11 protein-coding genes are annotated in these 19,454 nt (G+C 70.9%); 7 read left to right on the forward strand and 4 right to left on the reverse strand.

The window, feature by feature from the left end; all coding sequences use genetic code 11:
* Positions 1-39: 39 nt before the first annotated feature.
* Positions 40-666, reverse strand: coding sequence for a glyoxalase (locus ACFYWG_RS14665; RefSeq protein ID WP_383510618.1), 627 nt, complete (start codon positions 664-666; stop codon positions 40-42).
* A gap of 66 nt (positions 667-732) precedes the next feature.
* Entirely contained in the window at positions 733-1,182 is a 450-nt protein-coding gene (locus ACFYWG_RS14670) for a VOC family protein (protein WP_376323510.1), read from the reverse strand.
* Positions 1,183-1,530: 348 nt separating this feature from the next.
* On the opposite strand from ACFYWG_RS14670, the gene ACFYWG_RS14675 reads away from it, so the two are divergent.
* Positions 1,531-4,548, forward strand: coding sequence for a bifunctional [glutamine synthetase] adenylyltransferase/[glutamine synthetase]-adenylyl-L-tyrosine phosphorylase (locus ACFYWG_RS14675; RefSeq protein WP_376323512.1), 3,018 nt, complete (start codon positions 1,531-1,533; stop codon positions 4,546-4,548).
* An 89-nt stretch (positions 4,549-4,637) separates the two neighbouring features.
* Here ACFYWG_RS14675 and ACFYWG_RS14680 read toward each other — a convergent pair whose 3' ends face one another.
* Positions 4,638-5,690, reverse strand: a complete 1,053-nt coding sequence (locus ACFYWG_RS14680) for a phosphatase PAP2 family protein (protein WP_389201509.1) — start codon at positions 5,688-5,690, stop codon at positions 4,638-4,640.
* A gap of 93 nt (positions 5,691-5,783) precedes the next feature.
* Complete coding sequence (locus ACFYWG_RS14685; protein ID WP_376323516.1) at positions 5,784-6,818, reverse strand: LacI family DNA-binding transcriptional regulator; 1,035 nt, start codon at positions 6,816-6,818, stop codon at positions 5,784-5,786.
* A 388-nt stretch (positions 6,819-7,206) separates the two neighbouring features.
* Here ACFYWG_RS14685 and ACFYWG_RS14690 point away from each other — a divergent pair, with 388 nt between their 5' ends.
* From ACFYWG_RS14690 to pulA, 6 genes are all read left to right on the forward strand, one after another.
* Entirely contained in the window at positions 7,207-8,472 is a 1,266-nt protein-coding gene (locus ACFYWG_RS14690) for an extracellular solute-binding protein (protein ID WP_376323518.1), read from the forward strand.
* Positions 8,473-8,573: 101 nt separating this feature from the next.
* Positions 8,574-9,578, forward strand: a complete 1,005-nt coding sequence (locus ACFYWG_RS14695) for a carbohydrate ABC transporter permease (RefSeq protein WP_376323520.1) — start codon at positions 8,574-8,576, stop codon at positions 9,576-9,578.
* A 13-nt stretch (positions 9,579-9,591) separates the two neighbouring features.
* Positions 9,592-10,503: a sugar ABC transporter permease gene (locus ACFYWG_RS14700; protein WP_383511165.1), complete on the forward strand. Its 912-nt coding sequence runs from the start codon at positions 9,592-9,594 to the stop codon at positions 10,501-10,503.
* A gap of 137 nt (positions 10,504-10,640) precedes the next feature.
* A complete protein-coding gene (locus ACFYWG_RS14705) occupies positions 10,641-12,332 on the forward strand; it encodes a glycoside hydrolase family 13 protein (protein ID WP_383511163.1) in 1,692 nt (563 codons plus the stop codon).
* Positions 12,333-12,451: 119 nt separating this feature from the next.
* Positions 12,452-13,825, forward strand: coding sequence for an alpha-amylase family protein (locus ACFYWG_RS14710; RefSeq protein WP_383511161.1), 1,374 nt, complete (start codon positions 12,452-12,454; stop codon positions 13,823-13,825).
* A 196-nt stretch (positions 13,826-14,021) separates the two neighbouring features.
* Entirely contained in the window at positions 14,022-19,415 is a 5,394-nt protein-coding gene (pulA, locus tag ACFYWG_RS14715) for a pullulanase-type alpha-1,6-glucosidase (protein WP_383511159.1), read from the forward strand.
* Positions 19,416-19,454 lie beyond the last annotated feature (39 nt).

The raw sequence follows: 19,454 nt of genomic DNA on the forward strand, positions 1-19,454 counted from the left end.
GGCGTGGCGCGCGGTCCCGGTGCGCGCCCCCGGTGCCGCTCACCGCGAGGCGGCTTCCGCGGCGGCCGTCCAGGCGAACCCGTCGGGGTCGGTGAACGGCCCGGCGTCGCTGCCGATCAGGACGCGGTGGGAGCCGCTCCCCTCGGGGGAGACGCCGGCGACCTTGGCCAGACCGCGCCGCTTGTACAGGGCGAGCTTGACCGGGCCCGTCCCCGCGTCGAACTCGACGTACTTGGAACCGAAGCTCTTGGCCACGGCGAGTCCGCGGCCGACGTAGAACTGCTTGGCGGCCTTCACGTCCTCCACGCCCAGCAGGAGCACGAACTCCTGGACGTTCCGGGACGCCGGGCCGGTGTTCTTCTTGGCCGACGAGGCGAGCTGCCAGACCGTCCCGTCCGGGGCCTGGACGACGCCGCCGTAGCCCCACAGGGACTTGGCCGGGGGCTTCAGCGTGGTGGCACCGGCGGCGACGGCCGCCTCGGCGAGGGCGTCGACGTCGGCGGGCTGCGCCACCACCAGCGACAGCGTGAAGCCGCGGAAGCCGGAGGACGGCGCCTCGGTGGCCGCGAGCCGCAGCCGGCCGTCCAGGCCGAAGGCGGTGCGGTAGAAGTCCTCGGCGGCGTCGACGTCGGTCACTTCGAGGGTGATGTGTGCGAGAGAGGTCATGCCGACGACGTTAGTCACGGCGGCGCGGACCGGCTTCTCGATTCCTGACCGGATCGCCGCGGGGCCTCAGCCCGCCTGCCGGCGCTTGGCCTTCGCCAGCAGCTCGTGCAGCGGTTCCGTGGCCCTCCTGCGGTACTCCTGCACCGCCCACCCGTTGCCGTCCGGGTCCTGGAAGTGCATGAACGTGGCGCCGTCGTCCGGGGCGTACTGCACCGGCTCGGAGATCTCCAGGCCGCGCGCCACCAGCTCCGCGTGCGCCGCCTTGATGTCGGCCACGCACAGTTGCAGGCCCTGGTAGCTGCCCGGGGCCGGGGTGGGGCCCGGGGTCATCTGCCAGATGGACTCGCCCAGGGCGATCGAGCAGCCGGATCCCGGCGGGGTCAGCTGGACGATGCGCATCCCGGGCATGACCTCCTGGTCGATGTCCACGTGGAAGCCGACCTTGTCCCGGTAGAAGTCCCGGGCCCGGTCGATGTCGGTCACGGGCAGCGGGATGACTTCGAGGGTGATGTCCACGGCGAGACTCCTTCGTCCGGCGTCCGGCGAGCCGCCGCCCCGTCCGGCGGGGCGGCTCCTCCTCACCGAAGCCGAAAACGACGCGCGGCGCCACCGAATCGCGGCGACCCGCCCCACCCGCCCGCAACCGGAGACCGGCCTTCCCGAACGGCCGGCCCGCACCAGGACGCCCCCGCCCGGCGGGGTCGCTCGCCGGGGCGCCGCCCTCCGCCTGCCGGGGCGGTCCGCCCGTGCGGTGCCGTCCGCCTGCCGAACTCACCGGCACCCGACCCGGCGCGTGCGGTTACGCTCAAAGCCGTACGACCTTGATCCGATGGACGTCCGAGGAACAGTGCGAGGGAGGCCCGGATGACGGCGGTGCCGGGGCGCAGGAGCAGCACCTTCACACGGCTGCTGCGGCACGGCTTCACCGACGCCTCCGCCGCCGAGCGCCTGCTCGACAGCCCCGAGCTGGCCCCCTTGCGCGACGACCCCGTGCTGCTGGCGGCGCTGGGCGGCACCGCCGACCCCGACCTCGCCCTGCTCGGGCTGGTCCGCCTGCTGGAGGCCCAGCCGGACCCCGCCGCCCGGCGGGAACTGCTCGACACGCTGATCGCGGCCAAGCCGCTGCGCGACCGGCTCCTCGGCGTCCTCGGCGCCTCCACGGCCCTCGCCGACCACCTCGTGCGCCACCCGGGCGACTGGCAGGCCCTCGTGATGTACGAGTCGCGGGACCTGCACCCCGGAGTGGAGGAGTTCGAGGCCGGCCTCGCCGGGGCGACCGACCCCGTCTCCCTGCGCGTGGCCTACCGGCGCTGCCTGCTGTCCATTGCCGCCCGGGACGTGTGCGGCACCACCGGCGTCGCCGAGTCCGCCGCCGAACTGGCCGACCTCGCCACCGCCACCCTGCGCGCCGCCCTCGGCCTCGCGCGGGCCGCCGCACCCGAGGACGACGCCCGGTGCCGGCTCGCCGTGATCGCCATGGGCAAGTGCGGCGGCCACGAGCTGAACTACGTCTCCGACGTGGACGTCATCTTCGTCGGGGAGGCCGCCGAGGGCGCCGAGGGCGCCGACGAGACCGAGGCCGTGCGGGCCGCGACCCGGCTCGCCTCGCACATGATGCGGATCTGCTCGGAGACCACGGTCGAGGGCTCCATCTGGCCCGTGGACGCCAACCTGCGCCCCGAGGGCCGCAACGGCCCCCTGGTGCGGACCCTGGCCAGCCACCTCGCCTACTACCAGCGCTGGGCCAAGACCTGGGAGTTCCAGGCCCTGCTCAAGGCCCGCCCGGTGGCCGGCGACCTCGACCTCGGCGCGGAGTACGTGGCCGCCGTGCAGCCGCTGGTGTGGAAGGCCGCCGAGCGGGAGAACTTCGTCGCCGACGTGCAGAAGATGCGCCGCCGGGTCGTGGAGAACATCCCCGCCGCCGAGGTCGACCGCCAGCTCAAGCTGGGCCCGGGCGGCCTCCGGGACGTCGAGTTCGCCGTGCAGCTGCTCCAGCTGGTGCACGGCAGAACCGACACCTCCCTGCGCAGCGGCACCACCCTGGACGCCCTGGAGGCCCTTGCCGCCGGCGGCTACGTGGGCCGGGCCGACGCCGCCCAGCTCGACGAGGCCTACCGCTTCCTGCGCCTCATGGAGCACCGCATCCAGCTGTTCCGGCTGCGGCGCACCCATCTGGTGCCCGAGGACGAGGCCGAGCTGCGCCGCATCGGCCGTTCCCTCGGCCTGCGCACGGACCCGGTCGCCGACCTGCACCGCGAGTGGCGCCGGCACGCCACGGCCGTACGCCGGCTGCACGAGAAGCTGTTCTACCGGCCGCTGCTGGACGCCGTGGCCCAGCTCGCCACCGGCGAGGCCCGGCTGAGCACCGAGGCGGCCCGCGAGCGCATGGTCGCCCTCGGCTACGCCGACCCGGCCGCCGCGCTGCGCCACCTGGAGGCCCTTGCCTCGGGCGTCACCCGCAAGGCCGCCATCCAGCGCACCCTGCTGCCCGTGCTGCTCGGCTGGTTCGCCGACTCGGCCGATCCGGACGCGGGCCTGCTGAACTTCCGCAAGGTCTCCGACGCCCTCGGCAAGACCCCCTGGTACCTGCGGCTGCTGCGGGACGAGGGCGCCGCCGCGCAGAACCTCGCCCGCGTGCTGTCCGCGGGGCGGCTCGCGCCCGACCTGCTCATGCGCGCCCCCGAGGCGGTGGCGCTGCTCGGCGACGGGGACGGCGGCGGACTCCAGCCGCGCCCCCGGGCCCACCTGGAGCAGGAGATACTCGCCGCGGTGCGGCGCGCCGACGGCGCCGCCCAGGCGGTCACGGCCGCCCGCGGGGTGCGCCGGCGCGAGCTGTTCCGCACGGCCGCCGCCGACATCGTCGGCTCCTACGGCACCGAGGAGCAGCCCGCCGAGGCCGACCAGGGCGCCCTGGTGGACCTCGTGGGGGCAGCGGTGTCCGACCTGACGGCCGCCACCCTCGCCGGCACCCTGCGCGCCGTGGTCCGCGAGCACTGGGGCGACAGCCTGCCCACCCGGTTCGCGATCATCGGCATGGGCCGCTTCGGCGGTCACGAGCTGGGCTACGGCTCCGACGCGGACGTGCTGTTCGTGCACGAGCCCCGCGAGGGCGCCGACGAACGGGAGGCCTCGCAGGCGGCCAGCAAGGTCGTCTCCGAGATGCGCCGCCTGCTGCAGATCCCCAGCGCCGACCCGCCGCTGCTCATCGACGCCGACCTGCGCCCGGAGGGCAAGTCCGGCCCCCTGGTGCGCACCCTGAAGTCCTACGGGGCGTACTACCGCCGGTGGTCGCTGACCTGGGAGTCGCACGCGCTGCTGCGGGCCGAACCGGTCGCCGGCGACGAGGACCTGGGCCGCCGCTTCATCGAGTTGGTCGACCCGCTGCGCTACCCGGCGGGCGGACTGGGCGAGGAGGCCGTCCGGGAGATCCGGCGGCTGAAGGCCCGGATGGAGTCCGAGCGGCTGCCGCGCGGCGCCGATCCCAAGCTCCACGCCAAGCTGGGCCCGGGCGGCCTGTCCGACGTCGAGTGGACCGTGCAGCTGATGCAGCTGCGGCACGGCGCGGAGGAACCGGGGCTGCGGACGACCCGGACACGGCAGGCGCTGGCCGCCGCCCGCACGGCCGGCCTGATCGGCGACGAGGACGCGGAGATCCTCGACGAGGCCTGGGTGCTCGCCACCCGCGTGCGCAACGCGGTGATGCTGGTGCGCGGCCGGGCCGGCGACACCTTCCCCTCGGACCCGCGGGAACTGGCCGCGGTGGGCCGCTACTTGGGGTACGGGCCCGGTCACGTGGGCGACATGCTCGACGCCTACCGGCGCACGGCCCGCAGGGCGCGCGGGGTCGTGGAGGAGCTGTTTTATGGAGCGGTGGAGCGGTAGGGCGCGAGGACGGCGGGGAGCGGACCGCCGCGGCGGTCCCGGCGGGCGACCCTGCGCGACCGGACGTCACCCGCGGTGCCGGCGAGCGCTCAGCCCTGCCCGCGCGAGGCGTCCGCCCGCGAGACGCACTCAGGTGAGGCACCCGGTCGTGATGAGGCACCCGGTCGTGAGGCGTCCGGTCGCGGGTCGCCCGGCCGCGCGGTGCCCGCCCCGGAGGAGGCCGCGCGGGGAGCGCCCGCCCCGGGGGCATGCGGCTGCGGGACGTCCGGCCGTGCGGCATCCGGCCGGGGCGCGTCCGCCGGTCCGGCGGGCCGCCGTACGGGTCCCACCGTCCGCGGCAGCGCGTACGGCTGCGTGCCGTACCACAGGCGGGCCACCGCGAAGCCGAACGCCAGGCACAGCAGGCCGCCCACCGCGTCCAGCCAGAAGTGGTTGGCCGTGGCGACGATGACCACCAGCGTCAGCGCCGGGTACAGCAGGCCCAGCACCCGCACCCACGGCACCCTCGCCAGGGCGAAGATCGTCAGCCCGCACCACAGGGACCAGCCGATGTGCATGGACGGCATCGCCGCGTACTGGTTGGACATCTGCTTCAGGTCGCCGGACGCCATCGAGCCCCAGGTCTGGTGGACCAGGACCGTGTCGATGAAGTCCCCGCCGTTCATCAGCCGCGGGGGCGCCAGCGGGTACAGGTAGTAGCCGACCAGGGCGACGGCGGTGGTCGCGAAGAGCACCAGGCGGGCCGCCGCGTAGCGGCCGGGATGGCTGCGGAAGAGCCACACCAGCACACTCAGCGTGACCACGAAGTGCAGGGTGGCGTAGTAGTAGTTCATCCCGATGATGAGCCAAGTCACCGAGTCGACCGCGTGGTTGACCGACTCCTCGACGGCGATGCCCAGCCGCTGCTCGGCCTGCCAGATCCAGTCGGCGTTGCGCAGTGCCTGCGCCCTCTGCTCCGGGACCGCGTTGCGGACGAGGGAGTACAGCCAGTAACTCACCGCGATCAGCAGGATCTCGAACCAGAACCGGGGTCTGCGCGGCGCGCGCAGCCGCCGCAGCGGGCCCGGCCGGCTTCCGGACGCAGCGGGGGTCGGGAGGGCCGCTTCCCTGCCCTCCGGCTGCGTCACGGTCGTGTCACCCATAGGCACAAAGTCTGCCAGAAAAGGACTTCCCCACCGATGATCCCGCGGCCCGGTCCGAGCCGCATGTTCTACGGCGAAATCAGGCCGTACGCCTCAGAAGCGGGCGCGGTCCCCGGGAGCCGACGCGGTAGAGCCGCGCACCACCAGTTCCGGCATGAACACGAACTCGCTGTGCGGAGCGGGCGTTCCGCCGATCTCCTCCAGCAGCGTGCGCACGGCGGCCTGGCCCATCGCCGGGACCGGCTTGCGGATCGTGGTCAGCGGCGGGTCGGTGAAGGCGATCAGCGGGGAGTCGTCGAAGCCGACCACGGAGATGTCCTTCGGCACGTCCAGACCGCGCTGCCGGGCCGCCCGGATCGCGCCCAGGGCCATCATGTCGCTGGCGCACACCACGGCCGTGCAGTCCCGCTCCATCAGGGCGACGGCGGCGGCCTGCCCGCCCTCCAGCGTATACAGCGAGTGCTGGACCAACTCCGTCTCGACGACCTCGGCGGCCAGTCCCAGCTGGTCCTGCATCGCCCGCACGAAGCCCTCGATCTTGCGCTGCACCGGCACGAACCGCTTCGGCCCGAGCGCCAGGCCGATCCGGGTGTGGCCGAGGGACGCCAGGTGTGTCACCGCCAGGCTCATCGCCGCGCGGTCGTCGGGGGAGATGAACGGCGCCTGCACCTTCGGCGAGAAACCGTCGACGAGCACGTAGGGCACGCCCTGGGCGCGCAGCCGGTCGTAGCGCTGCATGTCGGCGGTGGTGTCCGCGTGCAGTCCGGAGACGTAGATGATGCCGGCGACGCCGCGGTCGACCAGCATCTCGGTCAGCTCGTCCTCGGTCGAGCCGCCCGGGGTCTGGGTGGCCAGCACGGGCGTGTAGCCCTGCCGCGTCAGCGCCTGGCCGATGACCTGGGCCAGGGCCGGGAAGATCGGGTTCTCCAGCTCCGGGGTGATCAGGCCGACCAGGCCCTCGCTGCGCTGGCGCAGCCGCACCGGTCGTTCGTAGCCCAGGACGTCGAGGGCGGCCAGCACGGACTGGCGGGTGGTGGCGGCGACGCCCGGCTTCCCGTTGAGGACCCGGCTGACGGTCGCCTCGCTCACCCCCGCCTGCAACGCGATGTCCGCAAGCCGTGTGGTCACAGCACCGGACTGTAGCGGGCGCACCTCCGCTTGCACACCGACGGGACGCCTGGTGCGCGCGGTCGCGCGGCCCACTGCGGGTGGCTTGGTCATCGCGGTCCCTCAACTTGTGGTCGGCGTCCGCTCCGCAACGGATGATTCCCCCGAAGGAAACGGATGGCAAGTGCTTGCAGAGTCTTGCACAACTGTCCGATCCCCCGTAGATCAGCAGGAAACCCGGGCCTCGGAACGGTCTAGGGAACGTCACGGCGGGATAACCTTCCGCACCGCTTGCAACTTTTTGCTGCAAGGTCTTTCGCAACACGTTGCGGCGAGGTTAATGTCACCGACGCCCGGCGGCCAACGGCGCAGTCGGCAGCACAACGGGCTTCACCCTCAAGGAGAACTCATGCGGCGTGGCATAGCGGCCACCGCGCTGGTGGCGTCCCTCGCCCTGGCAGCGACGGCGTGCGGCGGAAGCGACAGTGGCGACAAGGCCGACGGTCCCGTGACCATCACCTGGTGGGACACCTCCAACGCCACCAACGAGGCGCCGACCTACAAGGCCCTCGTCAAGGAGTTCGAGGCCGCCAACAAGGACGTCAAGGTCAAGTACGTCAACGTCCCCTTCGACCAGGCGCAGAACAAGTTCGACACCGCCGCCGGTTCCAAGGGTGCCCCCGACGTGCTGCGCTCCGAGGTCGGCTGGACCCCTGCCTTCGCCAAGAAGGGCTTCTTCCTGCCGCTGGACGGCACCGACGCCCTCGCCGACCAGAGCAAGTTCAAGTCCAACCTGATCGAGCAGGCCAAGTACGAGGGCAAGACGTACGGCGTCCCGTTCACCACGGACACCCTCGCCTTCGTCTACAACAAGGAACTGTTCGAGAAGGCCGGCGTCGAGGCCCCCGAGACCTGGGGCGACCTGAAGAAGGCCGCCGCCAAGATCAAGGACAAGACCGGCGTCGACGGCTACTGGGGCTCCACCCAGGCCTACTACGCCCAGTCCTTCCTGCACGGCGAGGGCACCGACACCGTCGACGCCCAGGGCAAGAAGATCACGGTGAACTCCGCCGAGGCCAAGAAGGCGTTCGGCACCTGGCTGGGCCTCTTCGACGGCAAGGGCCTGCACAAGGCCGACACCACCGCCGACGCCTACGCCCACATCCAGGAGGCGTTCGTCAGCGGCAAGGTGGCCTCGATCATCCAGGGCCCGTGGGAGATCACGAACTTCTACAAGGGTTCGGCGTTCAAGGACAAGAGCAACCTCGGCATCGCCAAGGTCCCGGCCGGCTCCGCCGGTCAGGGCGCCCCGACGGGCGGCCACAACCTGTCCGTCTACGCCGGCTCCGACGAGGCCAAGCAGAAGGCCGCGCTGAAGTTCGTGAACTTCATGACCTCGGCCAAGGCCCAGGAGACCATCGCCCTGAAGAACAACACGCTGCCCACGCGGGACGACGCCTACAGCGTCAAGGTCGTCGCCGACCCGGGCATCGCGGGCTACCAGGACGTCCTGGCCGTCGCCCAGCCGCGCCCGGCGCTGCCCGAGTACAGCTCCCTGTGGGGCCCGGTGGACACCGAGCTGCTGGCCATCGCCGGTGGCAAGAAGTCCCTGGACGAGGGTCTGAGCAGCGCTGAGACCGCCATCGCCAAGCTGGTGCCCGACTTCAGCAAGTGATCGCCCGTGGCCGCCGGGTCCCGCCCGACCGAGGGAGGGACCCGGCGGCCACCGGCCTGCGGCCCGGCCCAACCCTGATCTCCCAGAAGGTGTCGAAGAACATGACAGTCGCCATCGACCGCGCCACCGGCAAGCGCCGCGGTGACCGCGCGCCGCGGCCCGGGCTGGGCCAGCGCCTGAAGCAGTCGTACCGCAAGCACTGGTACGCCTACGCGATGATCACCCCGGTGATCGTCGTGCTCGGCGTCCTCGTGCTGTACCCCCTGGCCTACGGCTTCTATCTGACGCTCACGGACGCCAACAGCCTGAACACGGGCCGCACGATCGGCGTCAACGAGATCGAGGCCACCTACAAGTACATCGGCTTCGACAACTACGCCGACATCCTGTGGGGCGAGACCGCCTACGACCGGTTCTGGTCGCACTTCATCTGGACGATCGTGTGGACGGCCGCCTGTGTCGCCCTGCACTACTCCATCGGCCTCGGGCTCGCCCTGCTGCTCAACCAGCAGCTGCGCGGGCGCACCCTGTACCGCCTGATCCTGATCCTGCCGTGGGCCGTGCCGACCTTCGTCACCGTCTTCGGCTGGCGGTTCATGCTCGCCGACGGCGGCGTCATCAACTCCTTCCTGGAGACGCTCCACCTGCCCACCCCGCTGTGGCTGGAGGACACCTTCTGGCAGCGGTTCGCCGCGATCATGGTCAACACCTGGTGCGGTGTGCCGTTCATGATGCTCTCGCTGCTCGGCGGCCTCCAGTCCATCGACAGCACCCTCTACGAGGCGGCCGAGATGGACGGCGCGAGCAAGTGGCAGCAGTTCCGCTACGTCACCCTGCCGGGGCTGCGCTCGGTCAGCTCCACCGTCGTGCTCCTCGGCATCATCTGGACCTTCAACCAGTTCGCCATCATCTTCCTGCTGTTCGGCGACACCGCCCCGGACGCCCAGATCCTCGTCACGTGGGCCTACTACCTCGGCTTCGGACAGCAGCCGCGCGACTTCGCGCAGTCGGCCGCCTACGGCATGCTGCTGCTCGCCATCCTGATCGTCTTCACCTCCTTCTACCGCCGCTGGCTGAACCGCAATGACCAGCAGCTCGCGATCTGAGGCAGGAGTTCCCATGAGCACCACTACCGTTGAGACCTCCGCCGAGGCGAAGAAGGAGATCCGTGTGGCCCCCACCCAGGGCAGGGTGACCCGGCGCGGTGAGCGCAGCCTCGCGGGCTCGCTCGTCTCGCACGGCATCCTGATCGTCGCGAGCCTGGTCGCCCTGTTCCCGATCGCCTGGCTGATCTTCCTCTCGCTCGGCCCGGACAAGGACGACTACCTGCACCCCGGTCGCATCTGGGGCAAGATGACGCTGGACAACTACTCGTTCGTGCTCCAGGAGACGAACTTCTTCCACTGGCTGGCGAGCACGCTGATCGTCTCGCTCGGCACCACGGTCATCGGCGTCATCATCGCCGCGACCACCGGGTACGCCGTCTCGCGGATGCGCTTCCCCGGCTACCGGAAGTTCATGTGGGTCCTGCTGGTCACCCAGATGTTCCCCATCGCCGTCCTCATCGTGCCGATGTACCAGATCCTCTCCGACCTCGAGCTGGTCGACACCTACATCGGTCTGATCCTGGTCTACTGCTCGACCGCGGTGCCGTACTGCGCCTGGCTGCTCAAGGGCTACTTCGACACCATCCCGTTCGAGATCGACGAGGCCGGACGCGTCGACGGACTGAACCCCTTCGGCACGTTCCTGCGGCTGATCCTGCCGCTGGCCAAGCCCGGCCTGGCCGTCGCCGGCTTCTACAGCTTCATCACCGCCTTCGGCGAGGTCGCCTTCGCCTCGACGTTCATGCTCTCCGACACGAAGTACACCTTCGCCGTCGCCCTGCAGACCTTCGTCAGCGAGCACGACGCGCAGCGGCACCTGATGGCCGCGACCGCGGTGCTGATCGCGATACCCGTGTCCGCGTTCTTCTACCTCGTGCAGAAGAACCTGGTGACCGGGCTCACCGCGGGCGGCACCAAGGGCTGACCCTGCCCCCCGGGCCGTCGCCGGACGGTCCCCCCGAGCCCGAGGCGGCCGCGGTGCCCATCCGACCCCGCTGTGCCGCGGCCGCCTCGCACCACCTCACGTCCCATGACCACACCTCGTTACGCCCCAAGGACGACATGAGCCAGCACTCAGCTGCACCTGCCCCCAGCCCCACGTCCGCCCTGGCCGTCGCCAAGCGCGGCGACTGGTGGCGGGACGCGGTGATCTACCAGGTGTACCCGCGCAGCTTCGCCGACAGCAACGGCGACGGCATGGGCGACCTGGAGGGTGTCCGCACCCGTCTTCCGTACCTGCGCGACCTCGGCGTGGACGCCGTGTGGCTCAGCCCCTTCTACGCCTCGCCGCAGGCCGACGCCGGCTACGACGTCGCCGACTACCGCGCCGTCGACCCCATGTTCGGCAACCTGCTGGACGCCGACGCCCTGATCCGCGACGCCCACCACCTGGGCCTGCGCGTCATCGTCGACCTCGTGCCCAACCACTCCTCCGACCAGCACGAGTGGTTCAAGCGGGCCGTCGCCGAGGGCCCGGGCTCCCCGCTGCGGGAGCGTTACCACTTCCGCCCCGGCAAGGGCGCCGACGGTGAACTGCCCCCCAACGACTGGGAGTCCATCTTCGGCGGCCCGGCCTGGACCCGGATCACCGAACCGGACGGCACCCCCGGCGAGTGGTACCTGCACCTGTTCGCCCCGGAGCAGCCCGACTTCAACTGGGAGCACCCGGCGGTCGGCGACGAGTTCCGCTCCATCCTGCGCTTCTGGCTGGACATGGGCGTCGACGGCTTCCGCATCGACGTCGCGCACGGCCTGGTGAAGGCGGAGGGCCTGCCCGACCTGGGATCCCACGACCAGGTGAAGCTGCTGGGCAACGATGTCATGCCGTTCTTCGACCAGGAGGGCGTGCACGAGATCTACCGGCAGTGGCGGCTCGTGCTCGACGAGTACGCGGGGGAGCGGATCTTCGTCGCCGAGGCGTGGACGCCCACCATCGAGCGGACCGCGCACTACGTCCGCCCCGACGAGCTGCACCAGGCGTTCAACTTCCAGTACCTGAGCACCCACTGGGACGCCGCCGAGATGCGCGAGGTCATCGACCGCACGCTTGAGGCCATGCGCCCGGTCGGCGCCCCCGCCACCTGGGTGCTGTCCAACCACGACGTCACCCGGCACGCCACCCGCTTCGCCAACCCGCCCGGCCTCGGCACCCAGATCCGCCTGGCCGGCGACCGCGAGCTCGGCCTGCGCCGCGCCCGCGCGGCGAGCCTGCTGATGCTGGCCCTGCCCGGCTCGGCCTACGTCTACCAGGGCGAGGAGCTCGGCCTGCCGGACGTGGTGGACCTCCCCGACGAGGTGCGCCAGGACCCGGCGTACTTCCGGGGGGCCGGCCAGGACGGCTTCCGTGACGGGTGCCGGGTGCCCATCCCGTGGACCCGGACCGGTACCTCGTACGGCTTCGGCGACGGGGGCAGCTGGCTGCCTCAGCCGGAGAGCTGGGGCGAGTTGAGCGTCGAGGCGCAGACGGGGGTGCCCGGTTCGACCCTGGAGCTGTACCGGGCCGCTCTCGCCGCGCGGCGCGAGCACCCCGACCTCGGCGCCGGCACGTCCGTGGAGTGGCTGCGGGCGCCCGAGGGCGTCCTCGCCTTCCGCCGCGGGGAGTTCGTCTGCGTCGCCAACACCACGGGCGAGTCGGTGGCGCTGCCGGCCTACGGCCGGGTGCTGGTCGCGAGCGGTGAGATCGTGCTCGTGGACGACGAGGCGAAGGTGCCCGCCGACACCACGGTGTGGTGGACCACCGCGCAGGCCGACTAGTTTTCGCGTCAATTTCGTACGGCCCGCTGCCCTTTCGGGCGGCGGGCCTTTAACATCTGCGTCACCGCAAGGTTTCTGAACCTTGCAGCAAGAGCCTTCAACGGAGAAGGAAACCCCACATGGCACGCAGATACCTCTCCGCCGCCGTCGCGCTCGCCGCGGCCGCGGTTGTCATGCACCCGACCGCCGCGCAGGCCTCCCCACCGGGCACCAAGGACGTCACGGCCGTCCTCTTCGAGTGGAAGTTCGCCTCCGTGGCCCGCGAGTGCACCACCACCCTCGGCCCGGCGGGCTACGGGTACGTGCAGGTCTCCCCGCCCGCCGAGCACATACAGGGCCCGCAGTGGTGGACCTCGTACCAGCCGGTCAGCTACAAGATCGCCGGACGGCTCGGGGACCGCGCCGCCTTCCAGAACATGGTGAACACCTGTCACGCGGCCGGTGTGAAGGTCGTCGTCGACACCGTCATCAACCACATGGCGGCGGGCAACGGCACCGGCACCGGCGGCTCTTCGTACACGAAATACAACTACCCCGGCCTGTACTCCTCGTACGACTTCGACAACTGCACCTCGCAGATCAGCAACTACCAGGACCGCGGCAACGTCCAGAACTGCGAACTGGTGGGCCTCGCCGACCTCGACACCGGCGAGGACTACGTCCGCAGGACCATCGCCGGGTACATGAACGACCTGCTCTCCCTCGGCGTGGACGGCTTCCGCGTGGACGCGGCCAAGCACATGCCGGCCGCCGACCTCGCCAACATCAAGTCCCGGCTGAGCAACCCCTCGGTGTACTGGAAGCAGGAGGCCATCTACGGCGCCGGCGAGGCCGTGCAGCCCACCGAGTACACCGGCAACGGCGACGTCCAGGAGTTCCGCTACGCCTACGACCTCAAGCGCGTCTTCAACAACGAGAACCTCGCCTACCTGAAGAACTTCGGCGAGGGCTGGGGCTACATGGGCAGCGGCGTCTCGGGCGTCTTCGTCGACAACCACGACACCGAGCGCAACGGCTCCACGCTCAACTACAAGGCCGGCGCCAACTACACCCTGGCCAACGTCTTCATGCTGGCCTGGCCCTACGGCGCCCCCGACATCAACTCCGGCTACGAGTTCACCGACCCCGACGCCGGCCCGCCCGGCGGCGGCCAGGTCAACGCCTGCTGGCAGGACGGCTGGAAGTGCCAGCACAACTGGCCGGAGATCAAGTCCATGGTCGCCTTCCGCAACGCCACGCGCGGCCAGGCCGTCACCAACTGGTGGGACAACGGCGGTGACGCCATCGCCTTCGGGCGGGGCAGCAAGGGCTTCGTGGCCATCAACCACGAGTCGGGCTCCCTGACCCGGACGTACCAGACCTCGCTCCCCGCCGGCACGTACTGCAACGTGCAGAACAACACCCCGGTGACGGTGAACTCGGCCGGCCAGTTCACGGCCACCCTCGGCTCCAACACGGCCCTGGCCCTCTACGCGGGCAAGTCCGGCTGCTAGTCGCCCCCCTCCCGGCGCGACGCCCCACGGCCCCGGCCGCCGCCTCCCGCAGGCGGCCGGGACCGCTCGTCCGGACCAACTCCCGTTGTTGAAAGTTCTTTCCAACGGTTTCAAGACTCTTGCTGTAAGGGTTTCGGCGGCGATACGGTCGCGCGGGGTCGGACCCGAGAGAGCCGCAATCGCTAGGAGCCCATCTGTGATACCGAGATGGCCGGTGCCGTCCAGGCGCCGAACCGCCCGCGCCGGACGGGTCGCCGCGGTCACCGCAGCCGCGCTGGCCGCCACACTCGTCCAGCCGCTCGCCGCCGGGGCGGCCACCCCGCCGGCGCCCCCGTCCGATGCCGCGCTGGCCGCCCAGCCGGCCCGGCACGACGCCACCCGTGAACAGTTCTACTTCGTCCTGCCCGACCGTTTCGCCAACGGCGACCCGCGCAACGACAAGGGCGGGCTGACCGGTTCACGCCTGTCGACCGGCTACGACCCGACCGACAAGGGCTTCTACCAGGGCGGCGACCTCAAGGGCCTGACCAAGAAGCTCGACTACATCAAGGGCCTGGGCACCACCGCCCTGTGGATGGCCCCCATCTTCAAGAACCAGCCCGTGCAGGGCACCGGGGCCAACGCCTCCGCCGGCTACCACGGCTACTGGATCACCGACTTCACCCAGGTCGACCCGCACTTCGGCACCAACGAGGACCTCGAGAAGCTCATCGACCGAGCCCACGACAAGGGCATGAAGGTCTACTTCGACGTCATCACCAACCACACCGCCGACGTCGTCGACTACAAGGAGAAGTCCTACGACTACCTCGCCAAGGGCGCCTTCCCGTACCTGACGAAGGACGGCGTGCCCTTCGACGACGCCGACTACGCCGACGGGCGGCGCGGCTTCCCCGCGGTCGACCGGGACTCCTTCCCGCGCACCCCGGTGGTCACCAAGAAGAACAAGGTGCCGTCGTGGCTCAACGACCCGACGATGTACCACAACCGCGGCGACTCCACCTTCGCCGGTGAGAGCTCCACCCACGGCGACTTCTCCGGCCTCGACGACCTGTGGACCGAGCGGCCCGAGGTCGTCGACGGCATGGAGAAGATCTACCAGCGCTGGGTGCGGGACTTCGACATCGACGGCTTCCGGATCGACACCGTGAAGCACGTCAACATGGAGTTCTGGACCCAGTGGGCCACCGCCCTCGACGCGTACGCCGCCAAGCGCGGCCGGGACGACTTCTTCATGTTCGGCGAGGTCTACTCGGCCGACACGAACGTCACCGCCCCGTACGTCACTGAGGGCCGGCTCGACGCCACCCTCGACTTCCCCTTCCAGGAGGCGGCCCGCCAGTACGCCTCCCAGGGCGGCAGCGCCCGCAAGCTCGCCGGCGTCTTCGGCGACGACTACAAGTACACGACCGGCAAGGCCAACGCCTACGAGCAGGTCACCTTCCTCGGCAACCACGACATGGGCCGCATCGGGTCGTTCCTCGAGCAGGACAACCCCAAGGCCACCGACGCCGAGATCCTCGCCAAGGACAAGCTCGCCAACGAGCTGATGTTCCTCAGCCGCGGCAACCCGGTCGTCTACTACGGCGACGAGCAGGGCTTCGCCGGCCCCGGCGGCGACAAGGACGCCCGGCAGACCATGTTCGCCTCCCGCACCGCCGACTACCTCGACGACGACCGCATCGGCACCGACCGCACCCACGCCGAGGACGCCTACGACACCAAGGCGCCCCTCTACCGGCAGATCAGCGCCCTCGCCAAGCTCCGCAAGGCCAACCCGGCGCTGACCGACGGCGTCCAGCAGGAGCGGTACGCGGCCGACGGACCGGGCGTCTACGCCTTCTCCCGCACGGATCCGAAGACCCGCACCGAGTACGTCGTCGCCTTCAACAACGCCGGCGAGAAGAAGACCGCGACCTTCCCCACCGGCTCGGCCGGCATGACCTTCAAGGGCATCCACGGCACCGGCGCCTCCGCGAAGAGCGACGGCGACAAGAAGCTCACCGTCACCGTCCCGGCCGGCTCCGCGATCGTCCTCAAGGCAGCCGGGAAGCTTGCGAAGCCCGCCGCGGCCCCGAAGCTCACCCTGAAGGCCCCCGCGGCCGGCGCCACCGGCACGGTGGACATCACCGCGGACGTCGACGGCGGACAGCTCAACCGGGTCGTCTTCGCCGCGCAGACCGGCAACGGCAAGTGGCGGGTCCTCGGCTCCGCCGACCACGCCCCCTACAAGGTCACCCACACCATCGGCAAGAACGTGGCACCGGGCACGGCCCTGCGCTACAAGGCCGTCGTGGTGGACTCGGCCGGCCGCACCGCGAGCGCCCTGGCCGCCTCCACCACCGGCACCCCGCCGGCGCCCGAGCCGCCCACCGCCTCGTCCCGCGACTACGCGATCGTCCACTACAAGCGCGCCGACGGCGACTACGCCGACTGGGGCCTGTACGCCTGGGGCGACCTCGCCGAGGGCGAGGCCACCGAATGGCCGAAGAGCCACCCCTTCACCGGCCGGGACGCCTACGGCGCCTTCGCCTGGGTCAAGCTCAAGCCCGGTGCCTCGAACGTCGGCTTCCTCGTCATCGACAAGGACGGCACCAAGGACGTCTCCACCGACCGCACGATCGACGTCACCAAGACCGGTGAGATCTGGATCGAGCAGGGCAAGGACACCGTCACCACCGAACGGCCCGACTACCCGGCCCCCGACAAGGGCAAGGCCGTCCTGCACTACCACCGGGCCGACGGGAACTACGACGGCTGGGGCCTGCACGTGTGGACGGGCGCCGCGAACCCCACCGACTGGTCGAACCCCCTGAAGCCGGTGAAGACTGACTCCTATGGCGCAGTCTTCGAGGTGCCGCTCACCGAGGGTGCCACCAGCCTCAGCTACATCATCCACAAGGGCGACGAGAAGGACCTGCCCAGCGACCAGTCGCTCGACCTCAAGGCGAACGGCCACGAGGTCTGGCTGGTGAGCGGCCAGGAGAAGTACCTGCTGCCGCAGCCCGCGGGCAGTGCCGCCGCCCTCGACCTGACCACCTCCAAGGCGGTCTGGATCGACCGGAACACCCTCGCCTGGAACGGCTCCGACGCCGCCGCCTCCACCCAGCTGCAGTACTCCCGCGACGGCTCCCTCAAGGTCGAGGACGGCGTCCTGACCGGCGACGCGAAGTGGCTGCGTCTGGCGAAGGGCGAGCTGACCGACGCCCAGAAGGCGAAGTTCCCGCACCTGAAGGAGTACGACGCCTGGACCGTCGACCCCCGTGACCGCGACCGGGTCCGCGCGGCCCTGCGCGGCCAGGTCGTCGCCACCCAGCACGCGGCCAACGGGGCGGTGCTCGCGGCGACCGGCGTCCAGATCGCCGGAGTCCTCGACGACCTCTACGACGCCACCGGGGCCGACCTGGGACCGACCTTCGCCAAGGGCCGCCCCACCCTGTCCGTGTGGGCGCCGACCGCGCAGTCCGTCGCCCTGGAACTCGACGGCAAGGCCGTCCCCATGCGCCGCGACAGCGCCACCGGCGTCTGGTCCGTCACCGGCCCGGCGTCCTGGAAGGGCAAGCCCTACCGCTACGCCGTGAAGGTGTGGGCGCCCAGCGTCCGCAAGGTCGTCACCAACAAGGTCACCGACCCCTACGCCGTCGCCCTCACCACCGACTCCGCGCGCAGTCTTGTCGTCGACCTGGCCGACAAGGCGCTGAAGCCGTCCGGCTGGTCGTCGTACACCAAGCCCAGGGCCGTGCCGCTGCGGGACGCGCAGATCCAGGAGCTGCACGTCCGGGACTTCTCCGTCGAGGACCGCACGGCGAAGCACCCCGGCACCTACCTCGCCTTCACCGACAAGGCCAGCGACGGCAGCAAGCACCTGCGCGAGCTGGCGAAGGCCGGCACCTCGTACGTGCACCTGCTGCCCGCGTTCGACATCGCCACCATCCCCGAGCGCAAGGCCGACCAGGCGCGGACCGACTGCGACCTGGCCTCCCACCCGGCGGACTCCGAGAAGCAGCAGGAGTGCGTCGGCAAGATCGCCGCGAAGGACGCCTACAACTGGGGCTACGACCCGTACCACTACACGGTCCCCGAGGGCTCCTACGCCACCGACCCGGACGGCACCGCCCGCACGGTCGAGTTCCGCAAGATGGTCAAGGCCCTCAACGACGACGGACTGCGGGTCGTCATGGACGTCGTCTACAACCACACCGCCGCCAGCGGCCAGGCCGGCACCTCCGTCCTGGACCGGATCGTGCCCGGCTACTACCAGCGGCTCCTCGCCGACGGATCGGTCGCCAACAGCACCTGCTGCGCCAACACCGCGACCGAGAACGCCATGATGGGCAAGCTCGTCGTCGACTCGATCGTCACCTGGGCCAAGGAGTACAAGGTCGACGGCTTCCGCTTCGACCTCATGGGCCACCACCCGAAGGCCAACATCCTCGCGGTCCGCAAGGCCCTCGACGCGCTGACCCTCGACAAGGACGGCGTCGACGGCAAGAAGATCATCCTGTACGGCGAGGGCTGGAACTTCGGCGAGGTCGCCGACGACGCCCGGTTCGTCCAGGCCACGCAGAAGAACATGGCCGGCACCGGCATCGCCACCTTCTCCGACCGGGCCCGTGACGCCGTCCGCGGCGGCGGCCCCTTCGACGAGGACCCCGGCGTGCAGGGCTTCGCCTCCGGCCTCTACACCGAACCCAACTCCTCCGAGAGCAACGGCACCGAGGCCGAGCAGAAGGCCCGCCTGCTGCACTACCAGGACCTCCTCAAGGTCGGCCTGACCGGCAACCTGAGCTCCTACACGTTCACCGACACCAGCGGCAAGGAGGTCAAGGGCTCCGAGGTCGACTACAACGGCGCCCCCGCCGGATACGCCGACGCCCCGGGCGACGCCCTCGCCTACGCCGACGCGCACGACAACGAGTCCCTGTTCGACGCCCTCGCCTTCAAGCTCCCGGCGGACACCACGGCGTCCGACCGGGCCCGGATGCAGGTCCTCGCCATGGCGACGGCCACCCTCTCGCAGGGCCCGGCCCTCTCCCAGGCGGGCACGGACCTGCTGCGCTCCAAGTCCCTGGACCGCAACTCCTACGACAGCGGGGACTGGTTCAACGCCATCCACTGGAACTGCGCCGACGGCAACGGCTTCGGCCGCGGACTGCCCATGGCGGCCGACAACGCCGACAAGTGGCCCTACGCCAAGCCGCTGCTGACCAAGGTCGAGGTGGGCTGCGAGCAGATCCGGGGCACCTCCGCCGCCTACCGCGACCTGCTGCGCATCCGCAGCACCGAGAAGGACTTCTCCCTCGGCACGGCCGCGCGGGTGCAGTCCCGGCTGTCCTTCCCGCTGTCCGGCAAGGACGAGACGCCCGGCGTCGTCACCATGCGGCTCGGTGACCTCGTCGTCGTCTTCAACGCCACGCCCGAGCAGCAGGAGCAGCGCGTGAGCGCACTCGCCGGGACCGGCTACCGGCTGCACCCCGTGCAGGCGGCCGGCGCCGACGCCACCGTGAAGTCCGCCGCCTACGCGGAAGGCTCCGGCACCTTCACCGTGCCGGCGCGCACGGTCGCGGTCTTCACACGGACCGCGGGGTAACGCACCGCGTGCGGGTGGGGCGGGCCGCGACCGGCGGCC

The sequence above is a fragment of the Streptomyces sp. NPDC003456 genome, from assembly GCF_042878735.1.
Lineage (GTDB): Bacteria > Actinomycetota > Actinomycetes > Streptomycetales > Streptomycetaceae > Streptomyces.